General features: G+C 66.4%; 19 protein-coding genes. 9 read left to right on the forward strand and 10 right to left on the reverse strand.

The features are described from left to right. Nucleotides 1-30: 30 nt before the first annotated feature. Nucleotides 31-2,841, reverse strand: coding sequence for a [protein-PII] uridylyltransferase family protein (locus ACK8OU_RS15630; protein WP_410304344.1), 2,811 nt, complete (start codon nucleotides 2,839-2,841; stop codon nucleotides 31-33). A 293-nt stretch (nucleotides 2,842-3,134) separates the two neighbouring features. On the opposite strand from ACK8OU_RS15630, the gene ACK8OU_RS15635 reads away from it, so the two are divergent. The 3 genes from ACK8OU_RS15635 to ACK8OU_RS15645 all read left to right on the forward strand — a co-directional run bounded on the left by ACK8OU_RS15635 (nucleotide 3,135) and on the right by ACK8OU_RS15645 (nucleotide 6,140). Further along, nucleotides 3,135-3,977: an arginyltransferase gene (locus tag ACK8OU_RS15635; protein WP_410304345.1), complete on the forward strand. Its 843-nt coding sequence runs from the start codon at nucleotides 3,135-3,137 to the stop codon at nucleotides 3,975-3,977. A gap of 221 nt (nucleotides 3,978-4,198) precedes the next feature. Continuing rightward, complete coding sequence (locus ACK8OU_RS15640; protein ID WP_410304346.1) at nucleotides 4,199-4,747, forward strand: TRAP transporter small permease subunit; 549 nt, start codon at nucleotides 4,199-4,201, stop codon at nucleotides 4,745-4,747. Nucleotides 4,748-4,751: 4 nt separating this feature from the next. Beyond that, a complete protein-coding gene (locus ACK8OU_RS15645; protein WP_410304347.1) occupies nucleotides 4,752-6,140 on the forward strand; it encodes a TRAP transporter large permease in 1,389 nt (462 codons plus the stop codon). Nucleotides 6,141-6,258: 118 nt separating this feature from the next. Here the strand turns inward: ACK8OU_RS15645 and ACK8OU_RS15650 are convergent, their stop codons facing one another. Continuing rightward, nucleotides 6,259-7,359, reverse strand: coding sequence for a TRAP transporter substrate-binding protein (locus tag ACK8OU_RS15650; protein ID WP_410304348.1), 1,101 nt, complete (start codon nucleotides 7,357-7,359; stop codon nucleotides 6,259-6,261). Here ACK8OU_RS15650 and ACK8OU_RS15655 point away from each other — a divergent pair. The 3 genes from ACK8OU_RS15655 to ilvN all read left to right on the forward strand — a co-directional run bounded on the left by ACK8OU_RS15655 (nucleotide 7,358) and on the right by ilvN (nucleotide 10,181). After that, a complete protein-coding gene (locus ACK8OU_RS15655; protein WP_410304349.1) occupies nucleotides 7,358-7,696 on the forward strand; it encodes a hypothetical protein in 339 nt (112 codons plus the stop codon). The genes ACK8OU_RS15650 and ACK8OU_RS15655 overlap by 2 nt on opposite strands. 109 nt (nucleotides 7,697-7,805) lie before the next feature. After that, a complete protein-coding gene (locus tag ACK8OU_RS15660; protein WP_410304350.1) occupies nucleotides 7,806-9,560 on the forward strand; it encodes an acetolactate synthase 3 large subunit in 1,755 nt (584 codons plus the stop codon). Between the two features lie 60 nt (nucleotides 9,561-9,620). After that, the gene (ilvN, locus tag ACK8OU_RS15665) at nucleotides 9,621-10,181 is read left to right on the forward strand and encodes an acetolactate synthase small subunit (protein ID WP_410304351.1); all 561 of its coding nucleotides are present in this window, start codon (nucleotides 9,621-9,623) and stop codon (nucleotides 10,179-10,181) included. 60 nt (nucleotides 10,182-10,241) lie between these two features. On the opposite strand, the gene ACK8OU_RS15670 is transcribed toward ilvN, so the two are convergent. The 5 genes from ACK8OU_RS15670 to ACK8OU_RS15690 all read right to left on the reverse strand — a co-directional run bounded on the left by ACK8OU_RS15670 (nucleotide 10,242) and on the right by ACK8OU_RS15690 (nucleotide 17,828). Further along, entirely contained in the window at nucleotides 10,242-11,621 is a 1,380-nt protein-coding gene (locus tag ACK8OU_RS15670) for an HlyD family type I secretion periplasmic adaptor subunit (RefSeq protein ID WP_410304352.1), read from the reverse strand. After that, a complete protein-coding gene (locus ACK8OU_RS15675; protein WP_410304353.1) occupies nucleotides 11,618-12,586 on the reverse strand; it encodes a type I secretion system permease/ATPase in 969 nt (322 codons plus the stop codon). Before ACK8OU_RS15675 ends, ACK8OU_RS15670 begins: the two co-directional genes overlap by 4 nt. Beyond that, the gene (locus ACK8OU_RS15680; protein WP_410304354.1) at nucleotides 12,486-13,724 is read right to left on the reverse strand and encodes an ABC transporter transmembrane domain-containing protein; all 1,239 of its coding nucleotides are present in this window, start codon (nucleotides 13,722-13,724) and stop codon (nucleotides 12,486-12,488) included. Before ACK8OU_RS15680 ends, ACK8OU_RS15675 begins: the two co-directional genes overlap by 101 nt. A gap of 14 nt (nucleotides 13,725-13,738) precedes the next feature. Next, complete coding sequence (locus tag ACK8OU_RS15685; protein WP_410304355.1) at nucleotides 13,739-15,835, reverse strand: hypothetical protein; 2,097 nt, start codon at nucleotides 15,833-15,835, stop codon at nucleotides 13,739-13,741. A gap of 205 nt (nucleotides 15,836-16,040) precedes the next feature. After that, the gene (locus ACK8OU_RS15690) at nucleotides 16,041-17,828 is read right to left on the reverse strand and encodes a hypothetical protein (RefSeq protein ID WP_410304356.1); all 1,788 of its coding nucleotides are present in this window, start codon (nucleotides 17,826-17,828) and stop codon (nucleotides 16,041-16,043) included. A 613-nt stretch (nucleotides 17,829-18,441) separates the two neighbouring features. Between ACK8OU_RS15690 and ACK8OU_RS15695 the strand changes: the two genes are divergently transcribed. Next, on the forward strand, nucleotides 18,442-19,167 hold the full coding sequence (locus ACK8OU_RS15695; protein WP_410304357.1) for a helix-turn-helix transcriptional regulator: 726 nt from the start codon (nucleotides 18,442-18,444) through the stop codon (nucleotides 19,165-19,167). Further along, complete coding sequence (locus ACK8OU_RS15700; protein WP_410304358.1) at nucleotides 19,160-19,681, forward strand: hypothetical protein; 522 nt, start codon at nucleotides 19,160-19,162, stop codon at nucleotides 19,679-19,681. The genes ACK8OU_RS15695 and ACK8OU_RS15700 overlap by 8 nt, the downstream gene beginning before the upstream one ends. Here ACK8OU_RS15700 and ACK8OU_RS15705 read toward each other — a convergent pair. Further along, nucleotides 19,649-19,819 carry a hypothetical protein gene (locus ACK8OU_RS15705; protein ID WP_410304359.1) on the reverse strand — a complete coding sequence of 57 codons (171 nt, stop codon included), beginning with the start codon at nucleotides 19,817-19,819 and terminating at the stop codon, nucleotides 19,649-19,651. The two genes, ACK8OU_RS15700 and ACK8OU_RS15705, sit on opposite strands and share 33 nt — an antisense overlap. Before the next feature lie 355 nt (nucleotides 19,820-20,174). On the opposite strand from ACK8OU_RS15705, the gene ACK8OU_RS15710 reads away from it, so the two are divergent. Further along, a complete protein-coding gene (locus ACK8OU_RS15710; protein ID WP_410304360.1) occupies nucleotides 20,175-20,978 on the forward strand; it encodes a helix-turn-helix domain-containing protein in 804 nt (267 codons plus the stop codon). 147 nt (nucleotides 20,979-21,125) lie between these two features. Here the strand turns inward: ACK8OU_RS15710 and ACK8OU_RS15715 are convergent, their stop codons facing one another. Together ACK8OU_RS15715 and ACK8OU_RS15720 are read right to left on the reverse strand one after the other, a co-directional pair. Beyond that, on the reverse strand, nucleotides 21,126-21,380 hold the full coding sequence (locus ACK8OU_RS15715) for a hypothetical protein (protein ID WP_410304361.1): 255 nt from the start codon (nucleotides 21,378-21,380) through the stop codon (nucleotides 21,126-21,128). 50 nt (nucleotides 21,381-21,430) lie between these two features. Continuing rightward, nucleotides 21,431-25,117: a vitamin B12-dependent ribonucleotide reductase gene (locus ACK8OU_RS15720; RefSeq protein ID WP_410304362.1), complete on the reverse strand. Its 3,687-nt coding sequence runs from the start codon at nucleotides 25,115-25,117 to the stop codon at nucleotides 21,431-21,433. Nucleotides 25,118-25,646: the final 529 nt, after the last annotated feature.

The raw sequence follows: 25,646 nt of genomic DNA on the forward strand, positions 1-25,646 counted from the left end.
GATCCATCACCTGCCTCGCCATGTGCTGCCCTACCCCCCGGACTGGCCGGGCCCCGGGGCCAGCGCCCGGTCCACGATATCCGCCACCTGGGCGGTCGTCCGGGTCAGCCGGTCCAGAAGCGCCCCAAGCCCGCTTTCGCCGGTTTCACGCAGCAAGAAGGCGCGCCCGCCCTCGCCGATCGCCGCCATGTCCAGCGGGCGGCCGGTCAACAACCGCCCCCCCGCCTGCAACCGCCACAGCAGCCGGTAGGCCACGGCCAGCACCTCGCCATCGGCCTTGCTGACCAGCCCCGCACGGGGGCCGATGCGCAACTGCGCCTCGACCCGGCGGGCGGGTTCGCCGCTGCGCAGTGCAAAGCTTTGCGCCAGCAGCTCGATATCCTGCAACCGGCCCGGGCCGATCTTGGCCTCCCAGTCGCCATCGGGGGCCCTGGCGGCAAAGATCCGCGCGCGCATTTCCGCCAGATCGGCCATCACCTGCGCGCCCGCGCCCTTGGCGCGCAACACCTCCAGGCGGGCGGCCTCGACATCGGCGGCCAGATCGGGCGGCCCGGCCACCACCCGCGCCCGCGTCAGCGCCAGATGTTCCCAGGTCCAGGCCTCATCCATCTGATAGCTGCGAAAGGATTGCAGCGCCGTCGCCACCGGCCCCTGTCGCCCCGAGGGGCGCAGCCGCATGTCGACCTCATACAGCCGCCCCTCGGGCATCTGCGCGGTCAGCGCAGTGATCAGCGCCTGCGTCAGGCGCGCGTAATAGGGCCGCGTGGCCAGCGGTTTCGGCCCGTCCGAGGCTTCGGCCCCCTGCGGGTCGTAGATCACGATCAGATCGAGATCCGAGGCCGCGTTCAACCGCTCCGCCCCCAGCGAACCCATCCCCACCACCACCGCCCCGCGCCCCGGCGGTGGCCCGTGGCGGGCGGCGAATTCGGCCTGCACGGCGGGCCAGAGCGTGCCCACCACCGCACCGGCCAGATCGGCATATTGCCGGGCGGCCTCGGCCGCATCGGTCAGCCCGCGCAGGTGGTGCACGCCGATGCGGAACTTCCACTCTTTCGCCCAACGCCTTGCTGTATCAAGCTTTTTCTCATAATCCATCGCCGCTGACAGGGCATCGCCCAGGCTGTCGGCCAACCCCGGCGCGCCCGGCCAGGGGGCAAAGAACGCCCCCCCCAGAACGGCATCCAGCACCCCGGCATTGCGCGACAGATAGGCCGCAAGCCCCGGGGCCGTGGCGCAGATGTCGACGATCAGGTCGATCAGCTGGGGATTGGCCTCGAACAGCGAAAACAGCTGCACCCCCGCAGGCAGCCCCGCCAGGAAACCGTCGAACTGGCGCAGCGCCTCTTCGGGGTTCGAGGCGCGCTGCATCCGGCGCAGGATCTCGGGCTCGACACGGCGGAAGATGCCCTGCGCGCGGGCCGATCGCAGCGCGGGATAGGCGCGCCAGCCGTCCACGATGGCGCGCGCGGCGGGCGACAGCACGGGGATATCGGCGACCTCGCCCGGGGCAAAGAAGGCGCCGGTCAGCGTCTCGACCCGTTCCAGCCGCGCGATCAGCGCGCCCGCCCAGGCACCGGTATCGCCTACCCCCATCATCCGCGCGATCCGGTCCAGCCCCTCGGGCGTGGCGGGCAGCAGATGGGTCTGGGCATCGTTCACCATCTGCACGCGATGTTCCACCTCGCGGTGAAAACGATAGTGACCGGCCAGTTCCGCCGCCTCCCCGGCCCCGACCCAGCCCTTGGCGGCCAGCGCCGCCAGCCCGCCCAGCGTGGTGCGGTCGCGCAAGGACGGGTCGCGCCCGCCGGCGATCAGCTGGCGGGTCTGGGTAAAGAACTCGATTTCCCGGATGCCGCCCACGCCCAGCTTCATGTTGTGACCGGGCAGCGTGATCGGCCCGTGCAGGCCCTTGTGATCGCGGATGCGCAGGCGCATGTCATGGGCATCCTGGATCGCGGCGAAATCCAGATGACGGCGCCAGACAAAAGGCGTCAGCGTCTGCAGGAACCGCTCGCCCGCCGCAATGTCGCCGGCGCAGGCGCGCGCCTTGATATAGGCGGCGCGTTCCCAGGTGCGGCCCTCGGCCTCATAATACAGTTCCGCCGCCCCCATCGAGATGCAGACCGGCGTGACACTGGCATCGGGCCGCAGCCGCAGATCGGTGCGAAAGACATAGCCCTCGGCGGTCAGATCCGACAGCATCGCCGCCATCTTGCGGGTCGCGCGGATAAAGGCGGCGCGGGCCTCCATCTGGTCGGCGGGGTCAAAGCGGGTTTCGTCGAACAGGCAGATCAGGTCGATGTCCGAGGAATAGTTCAGCTCGCCCGCGCCCATCTTGCCCATCGCCAGCGCGACCATCCCGCCCGCGCGGGCGGCATCCTCGGGGGTGGCACCCGGCAGCTTGCCACGGCGGATTTCCTCGCCCACCAACCGGCGCAACGCCAGGTCGACCGCGACATCGGCCAGCCGCGTCAGCGCGCCGGTCACCTGTTCCAGCGGCCAGACCCCGCCCAGATCGGCCAGCCCGGCCAAAAGCGCCACGCGCCGCTTGGCCACCCGCAACGCCGCCCCCAGCGCATCGGGCGCCACATCGGGCGCGCCCAGCGCGTCAAGCCCCGCAAAGGCCGCCGCCAGCGCCGCCTCGGGTGCGCCCGACAGGGCAGCCGTGATCCAGTCACGGTCGCGGCGCAACAGGCCCGCCAGATAGGGGCTGCAGCCCGCCGTCCCGGCCACCAGCGCGCGCAGTTCCGGCGCAAGATCGCCAAACAGCGCGGCACAATCGGCGCCGCGGTCAGGTTCATGGGGAATGGGGCAGCGGGTCAGGCGGGATGCAAAGCTCATGGCTGCACACTATCCCGCGCGGGCGCCGCGTCAACGGGCTTCGGGCGGGCTTCGGGCGGGCTTCGGGCAGGCTTCGGGCGGGCCTTGGGAACCCCGTCCGCCCCTTCGGCTTTGCCCAAATATCCCCGCCGGAGGCTTCCCCGCCTGCCACGGGCCGCGCGGTCGCGTGATCGCGCGAACGTGACCGCGCCGGACCTCGTCCCGCAAAGGGCCGCGCCCCACCTCAGGAAAGGCTTGGCGCAGGCACGACTTGTTGCTAGCCTCCGCCGGAACCCTGAACCCGATCCGACCAGATGCGCCATTCCCTTCCGCTTGCCCCGCAGTTCTATGTGACCGCGCCGCAGCCCTGTCCCTATCTGGACGGGCGGTCCGAACGCAAGCTGTTCACCGCGCTGCAGGGCGAGGGCGCGGACCGGCTGAACAATGCGCTGTCACGGCAGGGCTTCCGGCGGTCGCAGAACGTGCTCTACCGGCCATCCTGTGCGGATTGCACGGCCTGCCTGTCGGCGCGCATCCGGGTAGCGGATTTCACCCCCGGCCGCACGCAACGCCGGGTGCAAAGGCGCAATGACACCCTGCGCCGCACCGCCACCAGTCCCTGGGCCACCGAGGAACAGTTCGACCTGTTCCGCCGCTATCTTGACCATCGCCACGCCGATGGCGGCATGGCCGACATGGACATTTTTGAATTCGCCGCGATGATCGAGGAAACCCCGGTCAAGTCGCGCGTCATCGAATACCGCGACAGCGCGGGGCCGCGCGCCGAAGGCACCCGCGGGGCGCGGCCCCTGGTTGCGGTCTGCCTGACCGATGTGCTCGATGACGGGGTCAGCATGGTCTACAGCTTTTACGACCCCGCACGGGTCGAGGCCTCGCTGGGGATCTATCTGATCCTCGACCATGTGGACATCGCCCGCCGCGCGGGGCTGCCTTACGTCTATCTGGGCTACTGGGTGCCGGGCAGCCGCAAGATGGGCTACAAGGCGAATTTCGCGGCGCTGGAAATCTTCAAGGGCGGCGCATGGCAGCCGATCGGCGATCCTGCGGATCATTCGGGTGAAACCCATCCGCTGTCGGTCGATCCGATCGCCGAACAGGTCGCCCGCATCAGCCTGCCGGACATGCGCGACCGCTAGGCCCCGCCGCGCCTCGGCCAGGGCCGGGCGGCGATGCGGGATGAACATGCACCCTATCGAACTGAAAAGACAGGTCACACCGGCCCCAAAACAGGTTGACCTGCGGGGCAAGGCACGGGCATACAACCCTGCATCCGGCGATCTGACCAAGGCGCGTGGCCCGGCCCACACCGCACAGGGCCGCCCGGGATCACCGCAGGACAATATGAGGGGGGCCCATCATGGCTTTGCTTGGACTGCTGTTGCGGTTCATCAACGGTTTGAACGCAGTCGTCGGCAAGGTGTTTTCCTGGCTGGCGCTGGGGATCGTGGCGGTCTGTTTCTGGGTGGTGGTGGAACGCTATCTGTTCTCGACCACGCGGCTGTGGATGCAGGATCTGTATGTCTGGCTGAACGGGGCGATGTTCACCGCCGTCGCAGGCTTTGCGCTGCTGCGCGACGAGCATGTGCGCGTCGACATCTTCTACCGGCCCGCGCGGGTGCGCACCCGCGCGCTGGCCGATCTGATCGGCACGGTCTTCTTCCTGCTGCCTTTCATCTGGGTGGTGCTGGTCTATTCCCTGCCCTTCGTGCAGCGGTCGTGGCGGTTCATGGAAAATTCCGCCAATGTCGGCGGGATGCCGGGGCTTTACGTTCTGAAAACCTTCATCATCGCCTTCGCGGTCCTGGTCGGCCTTCAGGGCATCGCCATGCTGGCCCGGTCGATCCTGGTTCTGGCCGGGCGCGACGATCTGGTCCCCGCCACCTATCGCTATAGCGCAAAGGAGTGATCCCTTGGACCCCGTACTTCTGGGCGAGGTTCTCGCCGGGCTGATGTTCTTTGGCGTGATCGGCATGCTGATGCTGGGCTTTCCGGTGGCCTTCACGCTGGCGGGCACGTCGCTGATCTTTGCCACCCTGGGCTATGGGCTGGGGGTGTTCGACCTGTCGAATTTCGGCGCGCTGGCCAATCGCTACATCGGTTTCATGACCAATGAGGTGCTGGTGGCGGTGCCGCTGTTCATCTTCATGGGGGTGATGCTGGAACGATCGCGCATTGCCGAACAGCTGCTGCTGACGATGGGCAAGCTGTTCGGGCGGATGCGCGGCGGGCTTGGCATTTCGGTCATTCTGGTGGGGGCGCTGCTGGCGGCATCGACCGGGGTGGTGGGCGCGACCGTGGTGACGATGGGGCTGATTTCGCTGCCGGCGATGATGCGGGCGGGCTATGACCCCAGGCTGGCCTCGGGGGTGATCTGCGCCTCGGGGACGCTGGGGCAGATCATCCCGCCTTCGACCGTGCTGATCTTCATGGGCGACATGCTGGCGGGCATCAATGCGCAGGTGCAGATGGCCAAGGGCAATTTCGCCCCCTCGCCGGTGTCGGTGGGCGATCTGTTCGCGGGCGCCTTCCTGCCGGGGCTGATGCTGGTGGCTGTCTATATCGGCTTCGTGATCTTCAAGGCCGTGACGGACCCCGCCTCTTGCCCGGCGACGCCGGTTCCGGCCGGCGAACGGCGCGCCCTGGCGCGTGAGGTGGTGGTGGCACTGGCCCCGCCGCTGGCGCTGATCATCGCGGTGCTGGGCTCGATCCTGGGCGGCATCGCCACCCCGACCGAGGCCGCATCGGTGGGCGCGGTGGGCGCCACGCTGCTGGCGGCGCTGCGCTGGCGGCTGTCCTTCGGCGTGCTGCGCGAGGTGGTCACCGCCACCGCCACGATCACCTCGATGGTCTTTGTCATCCTGTTCGGCGCTTCGGTCTTTTCGATCGTGTTCCGCCAGATGGGCGGGGACAATCTGGTGCATGAATTCCTGTCCGATCTGCCCGGCGGCATGACCGGGGCGATGATCGTGGTGATGGCGATCATGTTCGTGCTGGGCTTTATCCTGGACACGTTCGAGATCATCTTCATCATCATTCCGATCACCGCGCCGATCCTGCTGGACATGGGGATGGACCCGATCTGGCTGGGCGTCATGGTGGGGATGAACCTGCAGACCTCATTCCTGACACCCCCCTTCGGATTCGCGCTGTTCTACCTGCGCGGCGTGGCGCCGGGCACGGTCAGCACGGGCCAGATCTATCGCGGGGCGGTGCCCTTCGTGGTCCTGCAGATCGCGGCGATGGCGGCGCTGTTCCTGTTCCCCGAGGTGGTGACCTGGCTGCCCGCGGCGCTGCGCTGACCCCCGCGGGAAATCGAAAACCCCATGAAAAAGGCCCGGCATCGCGCCGGGCCTTTGTCGTTTCGGGCCTTTGCCGTTTCGGGCGGATCGGCCCGGGCGTGCCCGGGCCGGCCGGCGATCAGCTCAGCTGGAAGTGCCTGGCGCGCGCTTCCAGGAAGGACATGTCGGTGCCCTCGGTGCGGGTGCGCATCGTGTTCAGCGCCGACAGGAAGCTTTCGAAGGTCTTCTTGGTCAGGTCATCGCCGCTTTCGCGCAGTTCGGTCAGCACCTCGACCGAGGCCTTGGCCGCTGCCTCAAGAATATCGGCGGGGAAGGCGGCATGGGTGATCACGCCGTGATCGTTGACCAGCGTGGCCAGCGCGCGCGGATCGTTGGCATACATGTCGGACGCAACCTGATCGTATTCCGCCTGGCAGACATCGCGCACGATCGCCTGCAGGTTGGCGGGCAGCGCCTGATACTTGGCCTTGTCCACAACCAGTTCGGTCGCCAGGCCCGGCTCGATGAAGGACGATGTGTAATAGTGCTTGCGCACCTGGTGGAAACCAAGTGCCAGGTCATTGTAGGGGCCGACGAATTCTGCGGCATCCAGCGTATTGTTCTGCAGCGCCTGGAAAATCTCGCCCGCGGCCATGTTGGTCACCGAGGCGCCGATCCTGCCCCAGACCTGCCCGCCCAGACCCGGCGTGCGGAAGCGCATGCCCTGAATGTCCTCAAGGCCCTTCAGTTCATTGGCGAACCAGCCGCCCGCCTGGGTGCCGGTATCGCCCGACAGGAAGCCCTGCAGGCCGAACTGGTCATAGATCTCATCCCAGATTTCCTGCCCGCCCATGTAGCGCACCCAGGACGTCAGCTCGCGCGAGGTCATGCCAAAGGGCACGCCGGTAAAGAACGACAGCGCGGTGGACTTGTTCTGCCAGTAATAGGCGGCGCCGTGGCTCATCTCGGCGGAACCGTCGATGACCGCATCCAGCGCCTGCAGCGGCGGCACCATTTCACCCGCGGCAAAGACCTGCACCGTCAGCTGCCCGTCGGATGCGGCGGTGATGCGGTCGCCCAGTCGCTGGGCGCCCACGCCAAGGCCCGGAAAGTTCTTCGGCCAGGTGGTGACCATGCGCCAGGTGATGCGGCCCTGCGCGATGGCGGGCGCTGCCAGGGCGGATGCGGCGGCAGCGGTTCCGCCAAGGGCGGATGCCCGCAGGAATGAGCGACGATCCATGATTTCCTCCAGATTTGTTCTTGTGCGGCCGTTCTGGCGCAAAGTGGCGCGAGTTAAGCACATCACCCGCCGGCTGCAAAGCCCGAAGAACTTGGAAACGCGTGGCTTTTTGGGAAACCCGGGGCAAGGCGCCGCACCGCCCGCCGGGGCAATCCGGGGGACATATCCGATTTTTGCGATTATTTCCCGGCCCGACACCCCGCCGCAACAAATGAAAAGAAAAATTCACTTCTGCGTCATTTTATTCGTGGTTTTGCCGTTGACGCCCCCTTCCTGGGCAAATAATGTCCGGCCAACGCAACGGAAAGGACAGTCGCAATGGATGCGATCCTTGTAGTCGGTGGGGCTTGGCGCATGGGCCGGTGACGGCAGACCATGATGGTTCCCATGCGCCCCCGCCCGAAACGGGGGCTTTTTATTGCGAAACGGGCTGATGGAGTATGATGATGTCACGGCAGATGACCGGCGCGAAAATGGTGGTGCAAGCCCTGAGAGATCAGGGCGTCGATACGATCTTCGGCTATCCCGGGGGCGCGGTGCTTCCGATCTATGACGAGATCTTTCAGCAAAACGAGATCCGCCACATTCTGGTACGCCACGAACAGGCCGCCGTGCACATGGCCGAAGGCTATGCCCGTTCCACCGGCAAGCCGGGCTGCGTTCTGGTGACATCGGGGCCGGGTGCGACCAATGCGGTGACGGGTCTGGTCGATGCGCTTATGGATTCGATCCCGCTGGTGGTGTTCTCGGGGCAGGTTCCGACCTTCATGATCGGCACCGATGGCTTCCAGGAGGCCGATACCGTCGGTATCACCCGCCCCTGCACGAAGCACAACTGGCTGGTGAAGGATACCAACAGGCTGGCGGAAACCATCCACCAGGCTTTCCATGTCGCCACCTCGGGGCGGCCCGGGCCGGTGCTGATCGACATCCCCAAAGATGTGCAATTCGCCACCGGCAGCTATACCGGGCCGAAACAGGCACGGGTCGATCACTATCAGCCCAGGAAGAAGGGCGACATCGAGGCGATCACCCGCCTGGTCGAGATGATCGAGACCGCCGAACGCCCGATCTTCTACACCGGCGGCGGCGTGATCAATTCCGGCCCCGCGGCCAGCCAGCTTCTGCGCGAACTGGTCGATGCGACGGGCTTTCCGATCACCTCGACGCTGATGGGCCTGGGCGCCTATCCGGCCAGCGGCAAATCCTGGCTGGGGATGCTGGGGATGCACGGCCTGTATGAGGCGAACCTGGCGATGCATGGCTGCGACCTGATGATCAACCTCGGCGCGCGGTTCGACGACCGCATCACCGGGCGGATCACCGATTTCAGCCCGAAATCGAAAAAGGTCCATGTCGATATCGACGTGTCCTCGATCAACAAGGTGATCCCGGTCGATCTGCCGATCCTGGGCGATGTGGGCCATGTGCTGGAAGACGTGCTGAAGGTCTGGAAGGCGCGCGGGCGCAAGGTCAACAAGGCCGGCCTGGAAAAATGGTGGAAGAAGATCGAGGAATGGAAGGCGAAGAAATGCCTGACCTACAAACCCTCGACCAGGACCATCAAGCCGCAATATGCGCTGGAACGCCTTGAGGCGCTGACCAGGGACCGCGATCGCTATGTCACCACCGAGGTCGGCCAGCATCAGATGTGGGCCGCGCAGTTCCTGGGCTTTGACGCCCCCAACCGCTGGATGACGTCGGGCGGGCTGGGCACGATGGGCTATGGCTTCCCGGCCTCGATCGGGGTGCAGATCGCGCATCCCGACGCGCTGGTCATCAACGTCGCGGGCGAGGCCAGCTGGCTGATGAACATGCAGGAAATGGGCACCGCGACCCAGTTCCGCGCCCCGGTCAAGCAGTTCATCCTGAACAACGAACGGCTGGGCATGGTGCGTCAGTGGCAACAACTGCTGCACGGTGAACGCTACAGCCATTCCTGGTCGGAAAGCCTGCCCGATTTCGTGAAACTGGCCGAAAGCTTTGGCTGGAAGGGCATCCGCTGTGACGATCCGGCGAAACTGGACGACGCGATCATCGAGATGCTGGAATATGACGGCCCGGTGCTGTTCGACTGTCTGGTGGAAAAGCACGAAAACTGCTTCCCGATGATCCCCTCGGGCAAGCCGCACAATGAAATGCTGCTGGGCGACGCCTCGACCGAGGGCGCGATCCAGGCGGGCGGCGCGGTGCTTGTGTGACAGGCGACCGGGGGCTGCGGTCCCCGGTCCCTCAATGACTTTTGCATAAGGAGAGAGGCGATGGCCGCTCTGAACATCAAGAAAGGCTCGACCAGCCATTCCGCCTATGACCTGCGCGACAGCCACAGCCAGGTTGAAACCAGCCACACGCTGGCGGTGATCGTCGACAATGAATCGGGCGTTCTGGCCCGCGTGATCGGCCTGTTTTCCGGTCGCGGCTACAACATCGACAGCCTGACCGTGGCCGAGGTCGACCACAAGGGCCACCGTTCGCGCATCACCATCGTCACGCGCGGCACGATGTCGGTGATCGACCAGATCAAGGCACAGCTGGGCCGGATCGTGCCCGTGCATGAAGTGCATGACCTGACGGTCGAGGGCCCCTCGGTCGAACGTGAACTGGGCCTGTTCAAGGTCGCGGGCACCGGTGAAAAGCGCGTCGAGGCGCTGCGCCTGGCCGATATCTTCCGCGCCAATGTGGTCGATTCGACGCTGGAAAGCTTTGTCTTCGAAATCACCGGCACGCCGGAAAAGATCGACGCCTTCGCCGATCTGATGCGCCCGCTGGGTCTGGTGGATGTGGCGCGCACCGGCGTTGCGGCGCTGGCGCGCGGGGTCTGACCGGGGGCGCGGCAGGCAAGCGGAACGGGCCGGGCCGGGGTGTCCCGGCCCTTTTGCCGTTCATTGTTCGCGGAAGGCCCGCTGCATCGAATCGGTGATGGGCTTGACCAGATATTGTGCAAAGCTGCGTTCGGCGGTCTGGATCATCACCTCGACCGGCATCCCCGGCAGCGGCGCAAAGCCCGGCACCCGGCGCAGTTCGGATGACGGCAGTTCGACCCGCGCCAGATAAACCTCGCGCTGGACGCCCTCGGTGCGGTCGGCGATCGCATCGGCCGAGACGTAAAATACCCGCCCCTGCAACACCGGCGTCGTGCGCTGGTTCAGCGCGATCAGCCGGACCGAGGCCACCTGCCCCACCTTCACGCTGTCGATGTCATTGCGCGCGATCACGGTTTCGATGATCAGCGGCGCCTCGGCGGGCAGGATTTCGGCGATGACCTTGCCCGCCTCGATCACGCCGCCCGCACCCGAATAGTTCAGCCGCACCACCGTGCCGGTGACCGGCGCCTCAATCACCACGCGCTTGAGCACCGAGCTTGCCTTGCGTTCCTGTTCGCGCACGGTGTCCAGTTCGGCCTGCACCTGCTGCAGTTCATCCAGCGCCGCCTGGCGATAGGTGGAAATCGCCTGATCCATCTGCGCGCGATAGCGGGCCTGCATCTCGGCGCTTTCGGTGACTTCGGCGCGCAGCCGACCGGCCTGGCCTTCGGTTTCGGCCAGCGCGCGGCGCAACGCATTCATCTCGGTGCGCCGGATCAGCCCCTGTTCCAGCAGCTGCGCCTTGCTGGCATGATCCTCACGCAGGATGTCCAGCTGCGCCTCGGTCGCGGTCAGCTGCGCGCCATAGCCCTGGGACCGGCTTTCCAGCGCGGAAATGTTGCGTGTCAGCAGCGCCAGTTCATTGGTCAGCCGGGTGCGCGCGATCTCGAACGACAGGCGCTGGCTGTCCAGCATGGCGGCGATCTCGGGGTCGGCGCGGGCCCGGGCCAGCCAGTCGGGAAAGACCAGCCGGTCGGCCTGGTCATACTCGGCCTGCAGCCGCGCCTCCATCGCGTCCAGACGCGCGCGGCGCAGGAACAGCGCGCGTTCATTGGCCAGCGCCGCGGTTTCATCCAGCCGCAAAAGGGCCGCGCCTTCGGTGACGAAATCGCCCTCGGACACCGTGATGTCCTTGATGATGCCGCCTTCCAGATGCTGCACCATCTTGTTGCGCCCCGTGGCCACGAAAGACCCCGGCGCCATGATCGCCGCCGCCAGCGGCGCGGTAAAGGCCCAGACGCCAAAGCCGCCGAAAGCCATGGCCAGGACCAGAAGCCCGAAGATCACCTGAGTGCGGATCGATCGGGGCACCTCATCATACCAGGGCGCGGCATGGGCATCGGCAGGGGATATGACGGGGAATGATGTGACGGGGGTGGGCGAATGCGCCTGGGTCATGCCGGGGTTCCCTTCATCGGGGCGTTGCCGTTCAGGGCGGGATTGGCCTGCGGGGGGGCCTGCGGGGGTGGGGCTTGCACGGGCGGGCGGGCGCGCTGGCGCTTTTCCAGTTCCTTCAGCACCTGATCGCGCCAGCCGAACAGCGCGATATTGCCGTCCGCCAGCAACATGATCTTGTCCACCGCGCTCAGGATGGACGGTTTTTGCGTGATCACCACCGTGGTGATGCCATGCGCGCGCGCATGCCCCAGCGCCCGCACCAGCGCCTGATCGCCCGCCGTATCCAGGTTGGAATTGGGTTCATCCAGCACCACGAACTTCGGATCGCCAAAGAAGGCACGCGCCAGACCGATGCGCTGTTTCTGGCCGCCCGACAGGGGCGATCCATCCGCCGAAACCACCGTTTCATAGCCATGCGGCAGCCCCGCGATCATGTCATGCACATCCGCCAGCATGGCCGCGCGGTGGATCGCCGCGTCGCTGGCATCCTCGCGCATCCGCGCGATATTGGCCTTGATCGTGCCGGGGAACAGCTGCACGTCCTGCGGCAGGTAGCCCACGATCTCGCCCAGCTGGCGCGGGTCCCAGTTGCGCAGATCCATCAGGTCCAGCCGTACCGCCCCCGAGGTGGGCAGGATCGAGCCCACCAGCATCTTGCCCAGCGTGGTCTTGCCCGCGCCCGAATTGCCGATGACGGCCAGCGCGTCCCCCGGCGCCAGCGAAAACGACAGCGCATTCAGCACCACCGTGCGCGTGCCCGCAGGCACATACAGCAGCCGTTCCACATCCAGCCGCCCCTCGGGGTGGGGCAGGCGCAGCTTGTCGAATTTCTGCGCGCTGGATTGCAGCAGCCCCGCCACCCGGTCATAGGCCGCGCGCGACAGCAGGAAACTGTTCCAGCCCTCGATCGATCCTTCGATCGGCGCAAGCGCCCGCCCCGCGATGATCGAGGCGGCAATCACCATCCCCCCGGTGATCTGCCCGTCCAGCGCCAGCCACGCCCCCCCAGCCCAGCATCGCCACCTGCGTCAGAAGCCGCACCATGCGCGAGGCCGAGGCGGTCAGGATGTTGCGGTCCTGCGCCTCGACCTGGGCCTTCAGCGAGGCCGCCGTATCGCGCCCCCAGATCGTCACCGCCTCGGGGATCATGGCCATGGCGTTGATGATCTGGCTGTTGCGCGCCATCGAGTCCAGATGCAGGTTCGCGCGACTTTGATGCGCCGTCGCGCGGCGGAACCCGTCCGAGGTCAGCCGCTGGTTGATATAGGCAAAGACCGCCAGCGCCGCCGCCGTGGTCACCACGATCATGCCCAGATGCGGATGGATCAGAAAGATCGCCAGAATGAACAGCGGCGCGAAGGGCACGTCCAGAAACGACAAAAGCGTGCCCGACACCAGAAACGACCGCAGCTGGTTCAGATCGCCCAGCGTCTGGTATTCGCGCCCGTTGGAATGCAGCGCGGCCTGCGCCGCCGCCGACAGGATCGGCGCGCCCAGCCGCGCGGCCACATCGGTCGCGGTGCGCATCAGCACGAAGCGGCGCACCGCATCCAGCACCGCCTGCACCACGATCGCCCCGGTGATCACCAGCGTCAGCATCACCAGCGTATCGGTCGACCGCGAGGTCAGCACCCGGTCCGAGATCTGGAACAGATAGATCGGGATCGACAGGATCAGGACGTTGGTGGCGCAGGTCATCAGCCCGACGAACAGCATGTTGGCCCGGATGCGCCGCCGCGTGTCGCCCAGGGTGCGGGTGTAATCGACCGGGCCAAGCCGGCGGTGGAAGCTGGCCTGCCCACTGCCGCCCCCGGCCCCGGCCCCGGCGCCCCCGGCCCCTGTGCCGCCGCCTGCCCCTGTGACGCCTGCTGCTCTGATGCCGCCTGCCTGCTGGCCCGTGGCGGGCTTGTCAGCGCCGTTGCCGCGCGCCCGCCCGGCCCCTGCCCCGGCGGCGTCGCCCGCGCCTGCCGCCGGGGCGGCGGGGGGATCGTCCGGGCGCGGGACGCGGGCTTCGGCGGGCAGGATCAGCGGGTCAGTCACGGGTTTTCTCCCGGTGCGGAACAAGGGCGGGGCGGTGTCGGTCGCGGCTTTGATGGCCTGCATCGCTGTCCTTTCCGTCATGTCAGTACGCTGTGCATCACGTCATGCCCCGGCCCGGCCGATCCCGGATCGGGCGCGATCGCCAGATCGGCCTCGGGCGGCAGGATCGGGTCGATCATCCCCTCGGCCAGAAAGGCCACCGCCTCGGTGGCCAGCGCGCCCAAGCCACCCTCCAGCGGCGTGGCATCGGTATCCAGCAAGCCCGCCTGCCAGATCACCGCATCCGAATAGACCCCGCCCCCGGCCATGACGGTGCTGTCCACCCCCGCCTGCGTCAGCGCGGCGGCGTTGATCAGCACATTGTCCCCCGCCGCAAGGTCCAGCGGCAGCAGCCCTTCACCGGCGTAGTGATCGGCCAGCACCGCGATCTGGTCGCTGTCGCCCAAGATGTTGACCTGGGTGATCGCATCCAGCCGGATCAGATCGCCCTCAATATAAAGAACGCGCAGCGCCTCGAAGCCCTGGAACAGCGGATCGCCGGCGATCGCGGACAGATCGTCCCCGCCGTCGGCCAGCGCCTGCAGCACGCGGGCAAAGCCTGCGTCCAGATCGGTGTGGTAATCGACCCCGATCCGGTTCAGCGCGGCCTCGTTCCACAGCGTGTTGCCATGGCTGGACACCCCGCCCGGCCCCTGCGGCCCCGCACCGCCCATCAGCAGCACATGGTCATTGTCCAGAAGCACATTGACCTGCTGGATCAGGGTCAGGTCGATCATCTGCCCGCCGATCATGATCAGGTCGTAATGCGCACCCAGCGCCAGCAGGCTGTCAAGATTCAGCAGGGTATTTTCGCCCATCCCCACCTGCAGCCCGTGATGCCCGGTCTCAAAGCGGGCGACGTCGTCATCGGACAACAGGTTGATCTTCAGCACCCAGTTCTCGATCAGCACATCGCCCTCGATCCGCGTCACGGCCCAATGCGCGGGCAGGACCGGATCGGCCGGGCCATCGCCGGCGGCATCGCGCGCGGCATCGGTGCGGGCATTGGCCAGGGCCTGGGCGGCGGCAAGCCGGGACTGGCTGGTCAGGCTGGCGATGTTGAACGCCGCCGAGGCCGCAGCGGCACCACCCGCACCGGCACCACCCGCAGCGGCCAGATCCACCGGGCCTTCAACCCGGTCGCGATCCGACAGAAGATTGACCTGCGCGATCACGGCAAGCGACGTCACGCTGCCCGCCACGGCGATCACCGGCGCGTCCAGCCAATCGTGGCCCAGCGCGGTTTCATTGATCAGCAGGTTGCCCCCGGTCGTGACCTGCTGGGCCAGCGGCGCGGGATCGGTCTGCAACGTCACCTCATCATTCGGGCCATCCTCGGGCGCGGGGGTGCGGGCGTCCAGCACCATCTGCAGATGGTCGGGCACGGCGCTGGCCTGCACGCCATTGACCACGATGCCCCCGGCGAAGGGCAGGGTCGCACCATCCTCATCGGGCAACGGATCGCCCCGGCGCAACAGGGTGATCTGCGCCACAGCCGGCGCCCACGCCGGATCGGTCGTGGCCAGATCGTCGCGCAGCTGCGCCATCGCCGCCGCGCCGGTCAGGCTTGCGCCCGGCGGGGCCACCGGCATCAGCTGGCCCGCCAGCGCCACCAGCGCCTCAAGATCGGCGGCCAGCGCGGCAAAGGGGATCGGCGCGCCCAACGGGCTTGCGGCGGTGGCAAAGATACCGTCCAGCCAGATGTCCTGATCCTGCGCAAGGTTATATTGCAGCGTGATGACCGCGACCTGATCGGCGGGGGGGATCGTCCAGGTGATCTGGCCCGATGCGGCGGGCAACGCCACCGCGGACAGTGCCGCGGGCGGGGCGGGCAAGCCGGGCTGGGCCGGAACCGGGCCCGCCGCCCCCGCAACCGGCGCGGCCCAGCCTGCGCCGGGCACCGTCGCCCCGGCAGGCAGACCCGCATCGGGCAGGCGGGGGGCCACAAAGGACAGATCGGCGGGGGCAAGCAGGCTTTCGACCTTGACCGTCACATGCGGCAATGGCGGCGGGTCGTCGATCTGCCTGGCCGCATGGACCAGGCGGTCATGCTCCAGCCGCAACATGGCCCGTTCGACAAGAAGCTGAAAATGACCGATGAAATGGGCAATCGCTTCGGACTGCAGATCAAACATGGTTCCCCTCCTTTCCTGGCGCATCGGCCCCGGGGGGCCGGTCCGCATCCGGTCCTGGCGGCCCTGCGGGATACAGGGCCAGAAGGTCTGAAACCCCGCGCCGTCTTGGGGGAAACGACGCGGGGTCTTCCGGCGGCGGCCGGTCCCGGATCAGCGGTCGTGGGGTCGACCGGCCAACCGGGGGCTACCCGCCGGCAGTGTCACATCACAGCTCGTCATCGCCCACATAGCTTGAGCTGAGCGAGCCGCCGACGACCGTGGTATCGACGGAATTGCCAAGCACGTTGGCACCCATCACGATCGACTGGTTGAAGGCCGTGGCACTAAGCTGGGCCGCGGCGCTGGCATAGGATTCGCCGGTGACGAAGCCGTCATCGCCATTGCCCGACCCCCAGGACCCAAGGCCGCCCGCGTTGCCACCGGCACCGCCATAGGCATAGCCGCCGTCACCGCCCAGGCCGCCCTGCGCCATGCCGCCGCCGGCCTCGCCATAGCCGCCGGTCGCGGACCCGGACCCGCCGGCCCAGGCCATCGCGCCGCCGCCGTCACCGCCCGCGGCCGAGCCAAGACCACCCAGCCCCCCCATTGACGAGCCAAGGCCACCCAAGCCTCCCTCGGACGAGCCAAGGCCACCCGTGCCGCCCGCAGCCGAGCCAAGCCCGCCGGTGCCGCCCGCGGCCGAGCCGCCACCGCTGCCGCTGCCGCCGCCGGTGCCGCCCGCCCAGGAGCCTGCGCCGCCCGCATCGCCGGCATCGCCGCCCGGGCCATTGCCCGCGCCGGCATCGCCGCCGATCCCGGCGCCACCATCGGCCAGACCCAGCCCCAGCAGACCAAGCCCAAGGCCGACCGCGCCGCCGCCCGAGCCGTCACCGCCCGTGGCATCGCCGCCATCGCCATCGCCGCCATCGGTCGTGCCACCCGTGGCATCACCCGACACGCCGATCCCGGCGCCCAGACCCAGGCCAAGCCCGACGCCCAGTCCAAGGCCGCCATCGCCACCATCGGCCCCCGCGCCACCACCGGCGCCGCCCGTGGCCCCGCTGGCCCCGCCGTTGCCACCATCGGCATCGCTTTCGCCGCCATCGCCGCCGTTCGCATCGCCGTCGCCGCCATCGCCGCCGTTCGCATCGGCCTCACCGCCATCGCCCGACCGCGCGCCGGTGCCGATCGCGATGCCACCGCCCGCGAATGCCGCGCCGCCGTCATCGCCCTCGGACCGGGCATCGCCGCCATGGCCGCCTTCGCCGCCCGTGGCATCGATGCCATCGGCCGCCTTGGCCTGCCCGCCCGCAGCGGTGCCGTTGAAGGTGAAGGGCCCGTTGTTGGCAACGCTGGCCCCGCTAAGGTCGTCATTGTCGGCCAGAACGTTGCCCTGGGCATTCACCAGCCCCACGTCATTGCCCGCGCCGGTCAGCGCGCCGTTCAGAATGTCGTTCAGCGCGACATCATGACCGTTCTCAAAGCTCATGCCGCCGTTTGACATGAAAATGTCGCCGGTGGACGAATGGCTCAGATCAAGATCGGCAAAGTCATCATCCGAAGGCATCATCCCGTCCAGACCCAGATCGATGTCCACATCGACATCCACATCGACATCCGTGTCCGAGGTGACGCCGACATCGGTCTGCGAGCTGTTGGCATTCTGGTTGGTGTTGCTGTTGGCATTGCCGTTCATGTTGCCATTGGCATTGGCATTGGTGTTGCCATTGGCATTGGTGTTGGCGTTGCCGTTCATGTTGCCGCTGGCATTGGCGTTGGCATTGCCGTTCATGTTGGCATTGCCATTCGCGTTGCCATTGCCATTCGCGTTGCCGTTTTCATTGCCATTGTCATTATCGTTGGCATTGTCGCTGACGCTGTACTGGCCCTGTATCTGACCCTGGCCCTGCATCGCGTGCTGGCCTTGATGCTGATCCTGGTCCTGATCCTGGTCCTGATCCTGGCTCTGGTGCTGATTGTCCCAGTCACCCCAGAAATAGTTGTTGCGTTTCATCGATCCTCACTCCTGTCGGGGGACCGCAGCGACCGCCATTCATCTGACAAACGGTATCGTGCCCGGTCCGGTTCGGCGCCGATGCGCCTGTTGGGCCGTCATGGGCGTGCAAAACCACTGGCCGGCGCCGGGGCGTCGGGGCATTGCCTGTCCATGTCGGGTTTCACATGCGGGCGGAACGTACCGCCAACGGATCCGATCTTTCGGCAGGCGGGGCTGCGAAACAATCACCTGTTCGGGCTAAACCCGGGGTCAGACGGCCAACTGTGCCACAAGGCAGGGTTTTCGGGGCCGGACCAGGAATTCCCGATCCGCCGGAGGGTCTAGCCTGATCGGCGGGGTCGTGCGGGCGGGTGGCCCGGGTCCGGCGTTTGGCGGGGCGTTTGGCGGGGCGTTTGCCACGCGGCACCACCGAATCGGCTATCCAGAAGCGGTCGCTATACACCCTGGGCGTGTATTTTTCGTTAATATCCGGCCAAGGGTCTGGAATTCCCTACCCCTGATAGACCCTTTGGGCGATGAAACTGTGGCAAAAATGTGTTACCGTCCGGCTTTGTCAAAGCTTACCCTGGGTAAAATTCCTTACGCCCCTTGACAGCGGAGTAACGATCTCATGAATGCCGCCGCTTTTACGGATGACTTTTCTTCCCCGCTTTCCGAAAACTGTACCGCCGAGGGCGCAACGCTGTGTTTCGTGGGTTCGGCCATCCAGTTTCCCGATGCCGTCCTGCGCACCGTGCAAAGCGAACTGCGCCCGGTGCAGCCGATCCGCGCGCCCAGCCTTGCCGCGCTGCTGGACAGCCCGTCGCAAAAGCCCTTCTGCGCCCTTGTCGTCGAGGAATCCCAGGCCGGACCGCTGATCACGGCACGCGCCGATCGCCATCCCGCGCTCAGCGATGCGGGCCTGATCATCGCCTATACCCACCGCGACGCCGCGCAGGGCCTGATCCGGTCGCAGGGTCAGGCGGTCTTTGATCTGGCGATCAGCCTGTTGCCGATGAACCTTAATCTGGAAACCTGGCTGGCGGTGCTGCGCATGGCGCTGTCGGGGGGACATTACATCCCGCCCGATCTGATGGGGCGCGCGGGCGCACAGGGCACCCCCGCCACCGCACCACCCGCGCCCGAAGACGACCCCTGCACCCGCTATGGCCTGACCCCGCGCGAAACCCAGGTGCTGCAGATGCTGTCGCTGGGGCAGGCAAACAAGGCGATCGCGCTGCAGATGAACCTGTCGGAACATACGGTCAAACTGCATATCCACCGGATCATCGCCAAACTGGGCGTCAACAACCGGACCGAGGCCGCGCTGGTCTTTCACCGGGCGCATCATGGCTGATCCGGCCCCGGGCCCCGCCCCGCCCCCGCCGGGGTTCGAGGCCTTCCTGCTGCGCATCGGCCAGCTGAACTATGCCTGGACCAATACCGAAAGTCTGCTGATCCATCTGATCGCGGGACTGGCGCGGACCGACAAGGACACCGCCGTCATCCTGTTCCTGACACTGAACACCACGCGCGCGCGGCTGGATCTGGTCGAACGCCTGGCCAAGCGCGCCCCCTGCCCGATCCCGCCCGCGGCGCAGGCGCGCATCCTGTCGGTCAGCGCCCGGATGAAATCGCTGTCGGCGCTGCGCAACCGCTTCAACCACTGCATCTATGCCTTCGATGCCGAAGGCGGCCCGCCGCGCGCCATATTGATGCGGATCGCCGACCGGCGCGAAAGCATCCGCATGGGCGCAGCCAGCACACTGGACCGCGCCACCCTGGCCGAGATCGACGCGGCCCTGACCGAATTGCAGCAGGTCAATGCGGAAATCTGGTCAATCGTGGGCGACTACGCTTTCCCGTTCTGAAATTCCGGCCATCTTGGCCCCGGCGTCCGCCAGCATCACCCCTTCGGCCAGACGCACGACCCGCACGACATGGCTGGCCTGCACCACCGCACGGGCAATCTGCAACTCGGCCCGCGCCAGGACCAATGGGCCCGGCAAGGCCCGCGCACGTCGTCCCCCGCACGTCTGGGCAAATATTCCAAGGGCGGAACTGCGGACCACCACCGCTTTACCCGGTCGATCACGCCAAACGAGAACACATTGCATTCTACCATTACCCCAGAACACGCCTTTTGGCGCGAAAAGCGACTTCCGCGACGCAAACATATGCCTTTAATAGGACGCTTGCGATGTTTTCGAAATGTCAAATTGATGTCAAAAGACTACGGATTTTGCACAAACGCCGGACAGAATGTCGCCAAACAGCGACAGATTTGACACAGTTCCAAAGCAAAACATTTTGATCAGAGGACGTATTCAACCGAGTTTTCAAACCCGAGGCGATGCAACCCCGATGATTTCCCCCAAAGCGCGTTCGCCACAGGACATCCGCGCCATCTTCGGGCGTAACCTGCAAAGTCTGATGGCCGGGGCGGGGTCGGTGGCGCAACTGTGCCGCGATCTTGGCATCAACCGCACCCAGTTCCTGCGCTATCTGAACGGCAGCGCCTTTCCCCGGCCTGATGTGCTGCAGCGGATCTGCACCCATTTCGGGGTCGATGCGCGTATCCTGCTGGACCCGATCGCCGATATCCCGCCGCCGTCGGATCATCAGCATCTGGCCGCCGCGATGGACCGCAGCCGCCCCGATGCGGCCGAACTGCGTGTCCCCGAGACGATGTTTCCCAGCGGGCTGTTCCGGATCTGGCGGCGGTCCTTTGCCCTGCCCGACCGGGCGGTGGTATCGCTGGCCCGGGTCTGGCGCGAAGGCCCGGTGACCCTGATCAAAAGCTATGAGCCGCAGCAGCTGACGCCCTATGCCTTTGACATGGCCCGACCGCCCGTGGTGCCGGTGCAGGGCTTTGTCATGCGCGCCGAAGATGGGGTGGCCACACTGACCATGCCGCGCGGACAGCGGCTGCACCGCTTCACCTATCTGCGCCAGGGCCATGCAGGCTTTGGCACGCTGCATGCGGGCTATGCCACGCTGGCGCGCGACAGGTCGGCGGGGCAGCTGCGCGCGGTGGGGGTACTGGCCGAACATCTGCCGGCCCCGCACCCGCCATTGCCGCAACTTGCGCGCGAGACCGGCTATCGCCCGATGGATCAGGTGCCCGCGCTGTTCGCCCGCCACCTGATGCAGGACCATCCGGTCTGACACCCCGCCCCATGAACAAGAAGGCGGGGCGCGCCCCAGGGCCGCCCCGCCAGTTTCGTCGATCAGGCTCGTTGGTTCACCGCCCGAGGTGTTATGGTTTCGCCTGGGCCTTCTCGACGTCTGGGGCGAGCGCACCCGCCCCGGATCTCAGTTCATCCGCGCGGGCCCGCCCGCGCCAAGCAGCGTGACGGTGGTGCGCGCGCCCTGCATGCGTATATCGGCCACGCGCATCGGGCGGGGGGCACTGCCCCGGTCCCACAGCTCGACCGAGGCGGGGCCGGCGAAGGTCGCATCCAGCAGCGACAGCAGGGCCGGCCCGCTCAGGTCCACCTCGACGCCCCCCGGGATGGCGCGCATCGCCCCCGGCACCACCCGCTTGTCGCCCACGATCAGATCCATCATCCGCCCTTTCAAGCCAGGGCCCCGGACATCACTGCCCGGGGCCCTTTCGGTCAGCTGCAGCCGCTGGTCGCGCCGCAGGTGTTGCACTTCATGCAGGTGCCGTTGCGCACCAGCGTATAGTTGCCGCATTCGCCGCAGGCCTCGCCCTCATAGCCCTGCATCCTGGCCTTGGTGCGCGCATCCATCGCCACCACCCCCGAGGCCAGCGCCGTTGTGGCCCCCGCCGCCGCCATGGCGGTTTCAGGCACCAGCGTTGCCAGCGCCACCGCCGGATCGGCCGCACCGGCCAGCGCGGTCGCCCCGACCCCACCCTGCAGCACCACCAGTTCCTGCGGCAGCCGCTTGCGCAGATAGCCGGTCGAGGAAATCTGGCGCAGCACTTCCAGCGACTTCGAGGCGGCGCTTTCGCTGACCGGCTCGATGTTGCGCTTGCCCTCATCCGCGCCACCGCCCAGATCGTCGAAGCTGGCGCCCTGCGGCTTCACATGGGCCAGATCGGTGCGGTCCAGATAGGACACGGCCAGTTCGCGGAACACATAGTCCAGGATCGAGGTCGCGTTCTTGATGCTGTCATTGCCCTGCACCATGCCCGCGGGTTCGAACTTGGTGAAGGTGAAGGCGTCGACGAATTCCTCCAGCGGCACGCCATATTGCAGGCCCACCGACACCGCGATGGCAAAGTTGTTCATCATCGCCCGGAAGCCCGCGCCTTCCTTGTGCATGTCGATGAAGATCTCGCCCAGGGTGCCGTCGCGGTATTCGCCGGTCCGCAGATAGACCTTGTGGCCGCCCACGACCGCCTTCTGGGTATAGCCCTTGCGGCGTTCCGGCAGCTTTTCGCGGTGGCTGCGGACGATTTCCTTGACCACGATCTTTTCGACGATCTTTTCGGCCAGGACGGCGGCCTTTTCCTGCTGGCTGCCGGTGGCAAGGATTTCCTCGGCCTCTTCGTCATCCTCGACCAGGGCCGATGCCAGCGGCTGGCTCAGCTTGGACCCGTCACGATACAGCGCGTTGGCCTTGATCCCCAGGCTCCAGGACAGCTCATAGGCCGCCAGGGTTTCCCCGATCGTGGCCGAATTGGGCATGTTGATCGTCTTGGAAATCGCCCCCGAGATAAAGCTTTGCGCCGCCGCCATCATGTGGATGTGGCTTTCCACCGACAGATAGCGTTTGCCCTTCTTGCCGCAGGCATTGGCACAATCGAACACATGGTAATGTTCGGGCTTCAGGAACGGCGCCCCTTCCAGCGTCATCGTGCCGCAGACGTGGTCGTTGGCGGCGTCGATCTGGGCCTTGGTGAAGCCCAGGTGGCGCAGCATGTCGAAGGTGGGATCGTTCAGCTTTTCGGCCGGGATGCCCAGCGACCGGGTGCAGAATTCCTCGCCCAGCGTCCACTGGTTGAAGACAAAGCGGATATCGAAGGCCGAGGGCAGCGCGGCTTCGATCTTTTCCAGCTCGCGCGGGCCAAAGCCGTGGCCGATCAGCGCGGTGTGGTTGATGCCGGGGCAGTTGCCCAAGGACGCATGACCCACCGCATGGGCGATGATCTCCTCGATCTGCGCCGAGCCATAGCCCAGCGCCTCAAGCGCGGCGGGAACCGAACGGTTGATGATCTTGAAATAGCCCCCGCCCGCCAGCTTCTTGAACTTGACCAGCGCGAAATCGGGTTCGATCCCGGTGGTGTCGCAATCCATCACCAGACCGATCGTGCCCGTGGGCGCGATCACCGACACCTGCGCGTTGCGGTAGCCGTGCTTTTCGCCCAGCACCAGCGCCTCATCCCAGGCGGATTTGGCCAGCGCGACCAGGGTGGGATCGGGGCAGTTGACCTGATCCAGCGGCACCGGCAGCACCGAAAGCCCCTCATAGCCATCGGCGCGGCCACAGGCGGCGTTGCGGTGATTGCGGATCACCCGCAGCATATGGGCCGAATTGCGCCCATAGCCCGGGAATGCGCCCAGTTCGGCGGCCATTTCCGCCGAGGTGGCATAGCTGATCCCGGTCATCACCGCGGTCAGCGCGCCGCACAGCGCCCGGCCCTCATCGCTGTCATAGCCAAGGCCCATGGTCATCAACAGCCCGCCGATATTGGCGTAGCCAAGGCCCAGCGTGCGGAAGTCATAGGACCGCTGCGCGATTTCGGGGCTGGGGAACTGCGCCATCGTGACCGAGATTTCCAGCGTCACGGTCCACAACCGGGTGGCGTGGACATAGCCTTCCGCGTCGAACTTGCCGTTCTTGTAGAAGGTCAGCAGGTTCATCGAGGCCAGGTTGCAGGCCGTATCATCCAGGAACATGTATTCCGAGCACGGGTTCGAACCGCGGATCTGCCCGTCCTCGGGGCAGGTGTGCCATTCGTTCACCGTGTCGTGGAACTGGATGCCCGGGTCGGCGCAGGCCCAGGCGGCATGGCCGACCTGATCCCACAGATCGCGCGCCTTCACGGTCTTGGCGACCTTGCCATCGGTGCGCCGGATCAGCGCCCAGTCGGCATCGTCCTTGACCGCCTGCAGGAAGGCATTGGTGACGCGCACCGAATTGTTCGAATTCTGCCCCGAAACCGAGACATAGGCTTCGCTGTCCCAATCGGTGTCATAGGTCGGGAATTCGATGCTGGAATAACCCTGGCGGGCGTATTGCAGCACGCGGTTGACATAGGTTTCCGGGATCATCACGCGCTTGGCCGACCTGATCGCGGCTTTCAGCGCCTCATTCTTCGCCGGATCGGCGGCATCGGCCATGGTGCCGTCCCAGGCCCGGATCGCGTCGAAGATCTTGTTCAGCTCACGCTCATGCATCTTGGACCCGGCCACCAGGCTGGCGACCTTCTGTTCCTCGATGACCTTCCAGTTGATGAAGGATTCGACATCGGGGTGATCCATGTCACAGATCACCATCTTGGCCGCGCGGCGCGTGGTGCCGCCCGACTTGATCGCGCCCGCCGCGCGGTCACCGATCTTCAGGAACCCCATCAGCCCGCTGGACTTGCCACCGCCCGACAGCTTTTCCCCTTCCCCGCGCAGGCTTGAAAAGTTGGTGCCCGTGCCGGACCCGTATTTGAACAGGCGCGCTTCACGGACCCACAGGTCCATGATGCCGCCATCGCCGACCAGATCGTCCTTGACCGACTGGATGAAGCAGGCATGCGGCTGGGGGTGTTCATAGGCGCTGGCCGATTTGGTCAGCTTGCCGGTCTGGAAATCGACGTAATAATGGCCCTGGCTGGGGCCGTCGATGCCATAGGCCCAGTGCAGCCCGGTGTTGAACCACTGCGGCGAATTCGGCGCGGCCATCTGTTCGGCCAGCATGAAGCGCATTTCGTCGTAATAGGCGCGGGCATCGGCCTCGGTGGTGAAATAGCCGCCCTTCCAGCCCCAATAGGCCCAGGCGCCGGCCAGACGGTCAAAGACCTGCCTGGCCGAGGTTTCGCCCACGAAGCGTTCTTCCTCGGGCAGCGTGGCAAGCGCGGCCTCATCGGGGACCGACCGCCACAGGAATTCGGGGACACCCTTTTCCTTGACGCGCTTCAGCGCCGCCGGAACCCCCGCCTTGCGGAAATATTTCTGCGCCAGCACGTCCGAGGCGACCTGGCTCCAGCCTTCGGGCACTTCGACGTTCTCGTTGCGGAACACGATCTTGCCGTCGGGATTGCGGATCTCGGAGGCGGTGGTGGTAAAGGCCATCTCGCCGTAGGCGCCGGATGCGGCCTTGGTGAACTTGCGTTCGATCTTCATGTGCCCTGTCCCTTACGGTTCTGTTCCATACGCCGCGGTGACGGTGCCAAGACAGATCCGGCCCCGCGGAAAACCGCGAAGGAAGGCCACCGTTACAGCGGTGCGGCCATCAGGGGTGATCGGTCTTGTCCCGCCTGCTACCACTAAATCTGGTGGCGCCGCAGCTGACGGACACAAAGTGGCGTAGGACGTGCCGTCGGTCAACAAAGTTTTCACCTTTTCGAGGGCGATTTTTCTGTTGACGCGGGGCGGGCTGCGGGGGGTCGCGTTAACCTTTTGATTCATCCACAGAAGGGCACCGCACCGCCCCCCGCCCCGGCGGGGGCTTTTGCCTTGTCTGCTTGGGCCTTGCGACGCGAAGATGACAATCTGCATGAATTTCATCCACAACACACAATATCTTGTGGATATCCGGCAGCCGCAGGCGCCAACCCCGGCGCAAACGCGCGCGGGCATCCGAATTTCAGGGAAAAGGAAGGATTGGTCGGGGCGAGAAGATTCGAACTTCCGACCTACGGTACCCAAAACC

This window comes from Pontitalea aquivivens, assembly GCF_046507575.1.
GTDB classification, from domain to species: domain Bacteria; phylum Pseudomonadota; class Alphaproteobacteria; order Rhodobacterales; family Rhodobacteraceae; genus Pontitalea; species Pontitalea aquivivens.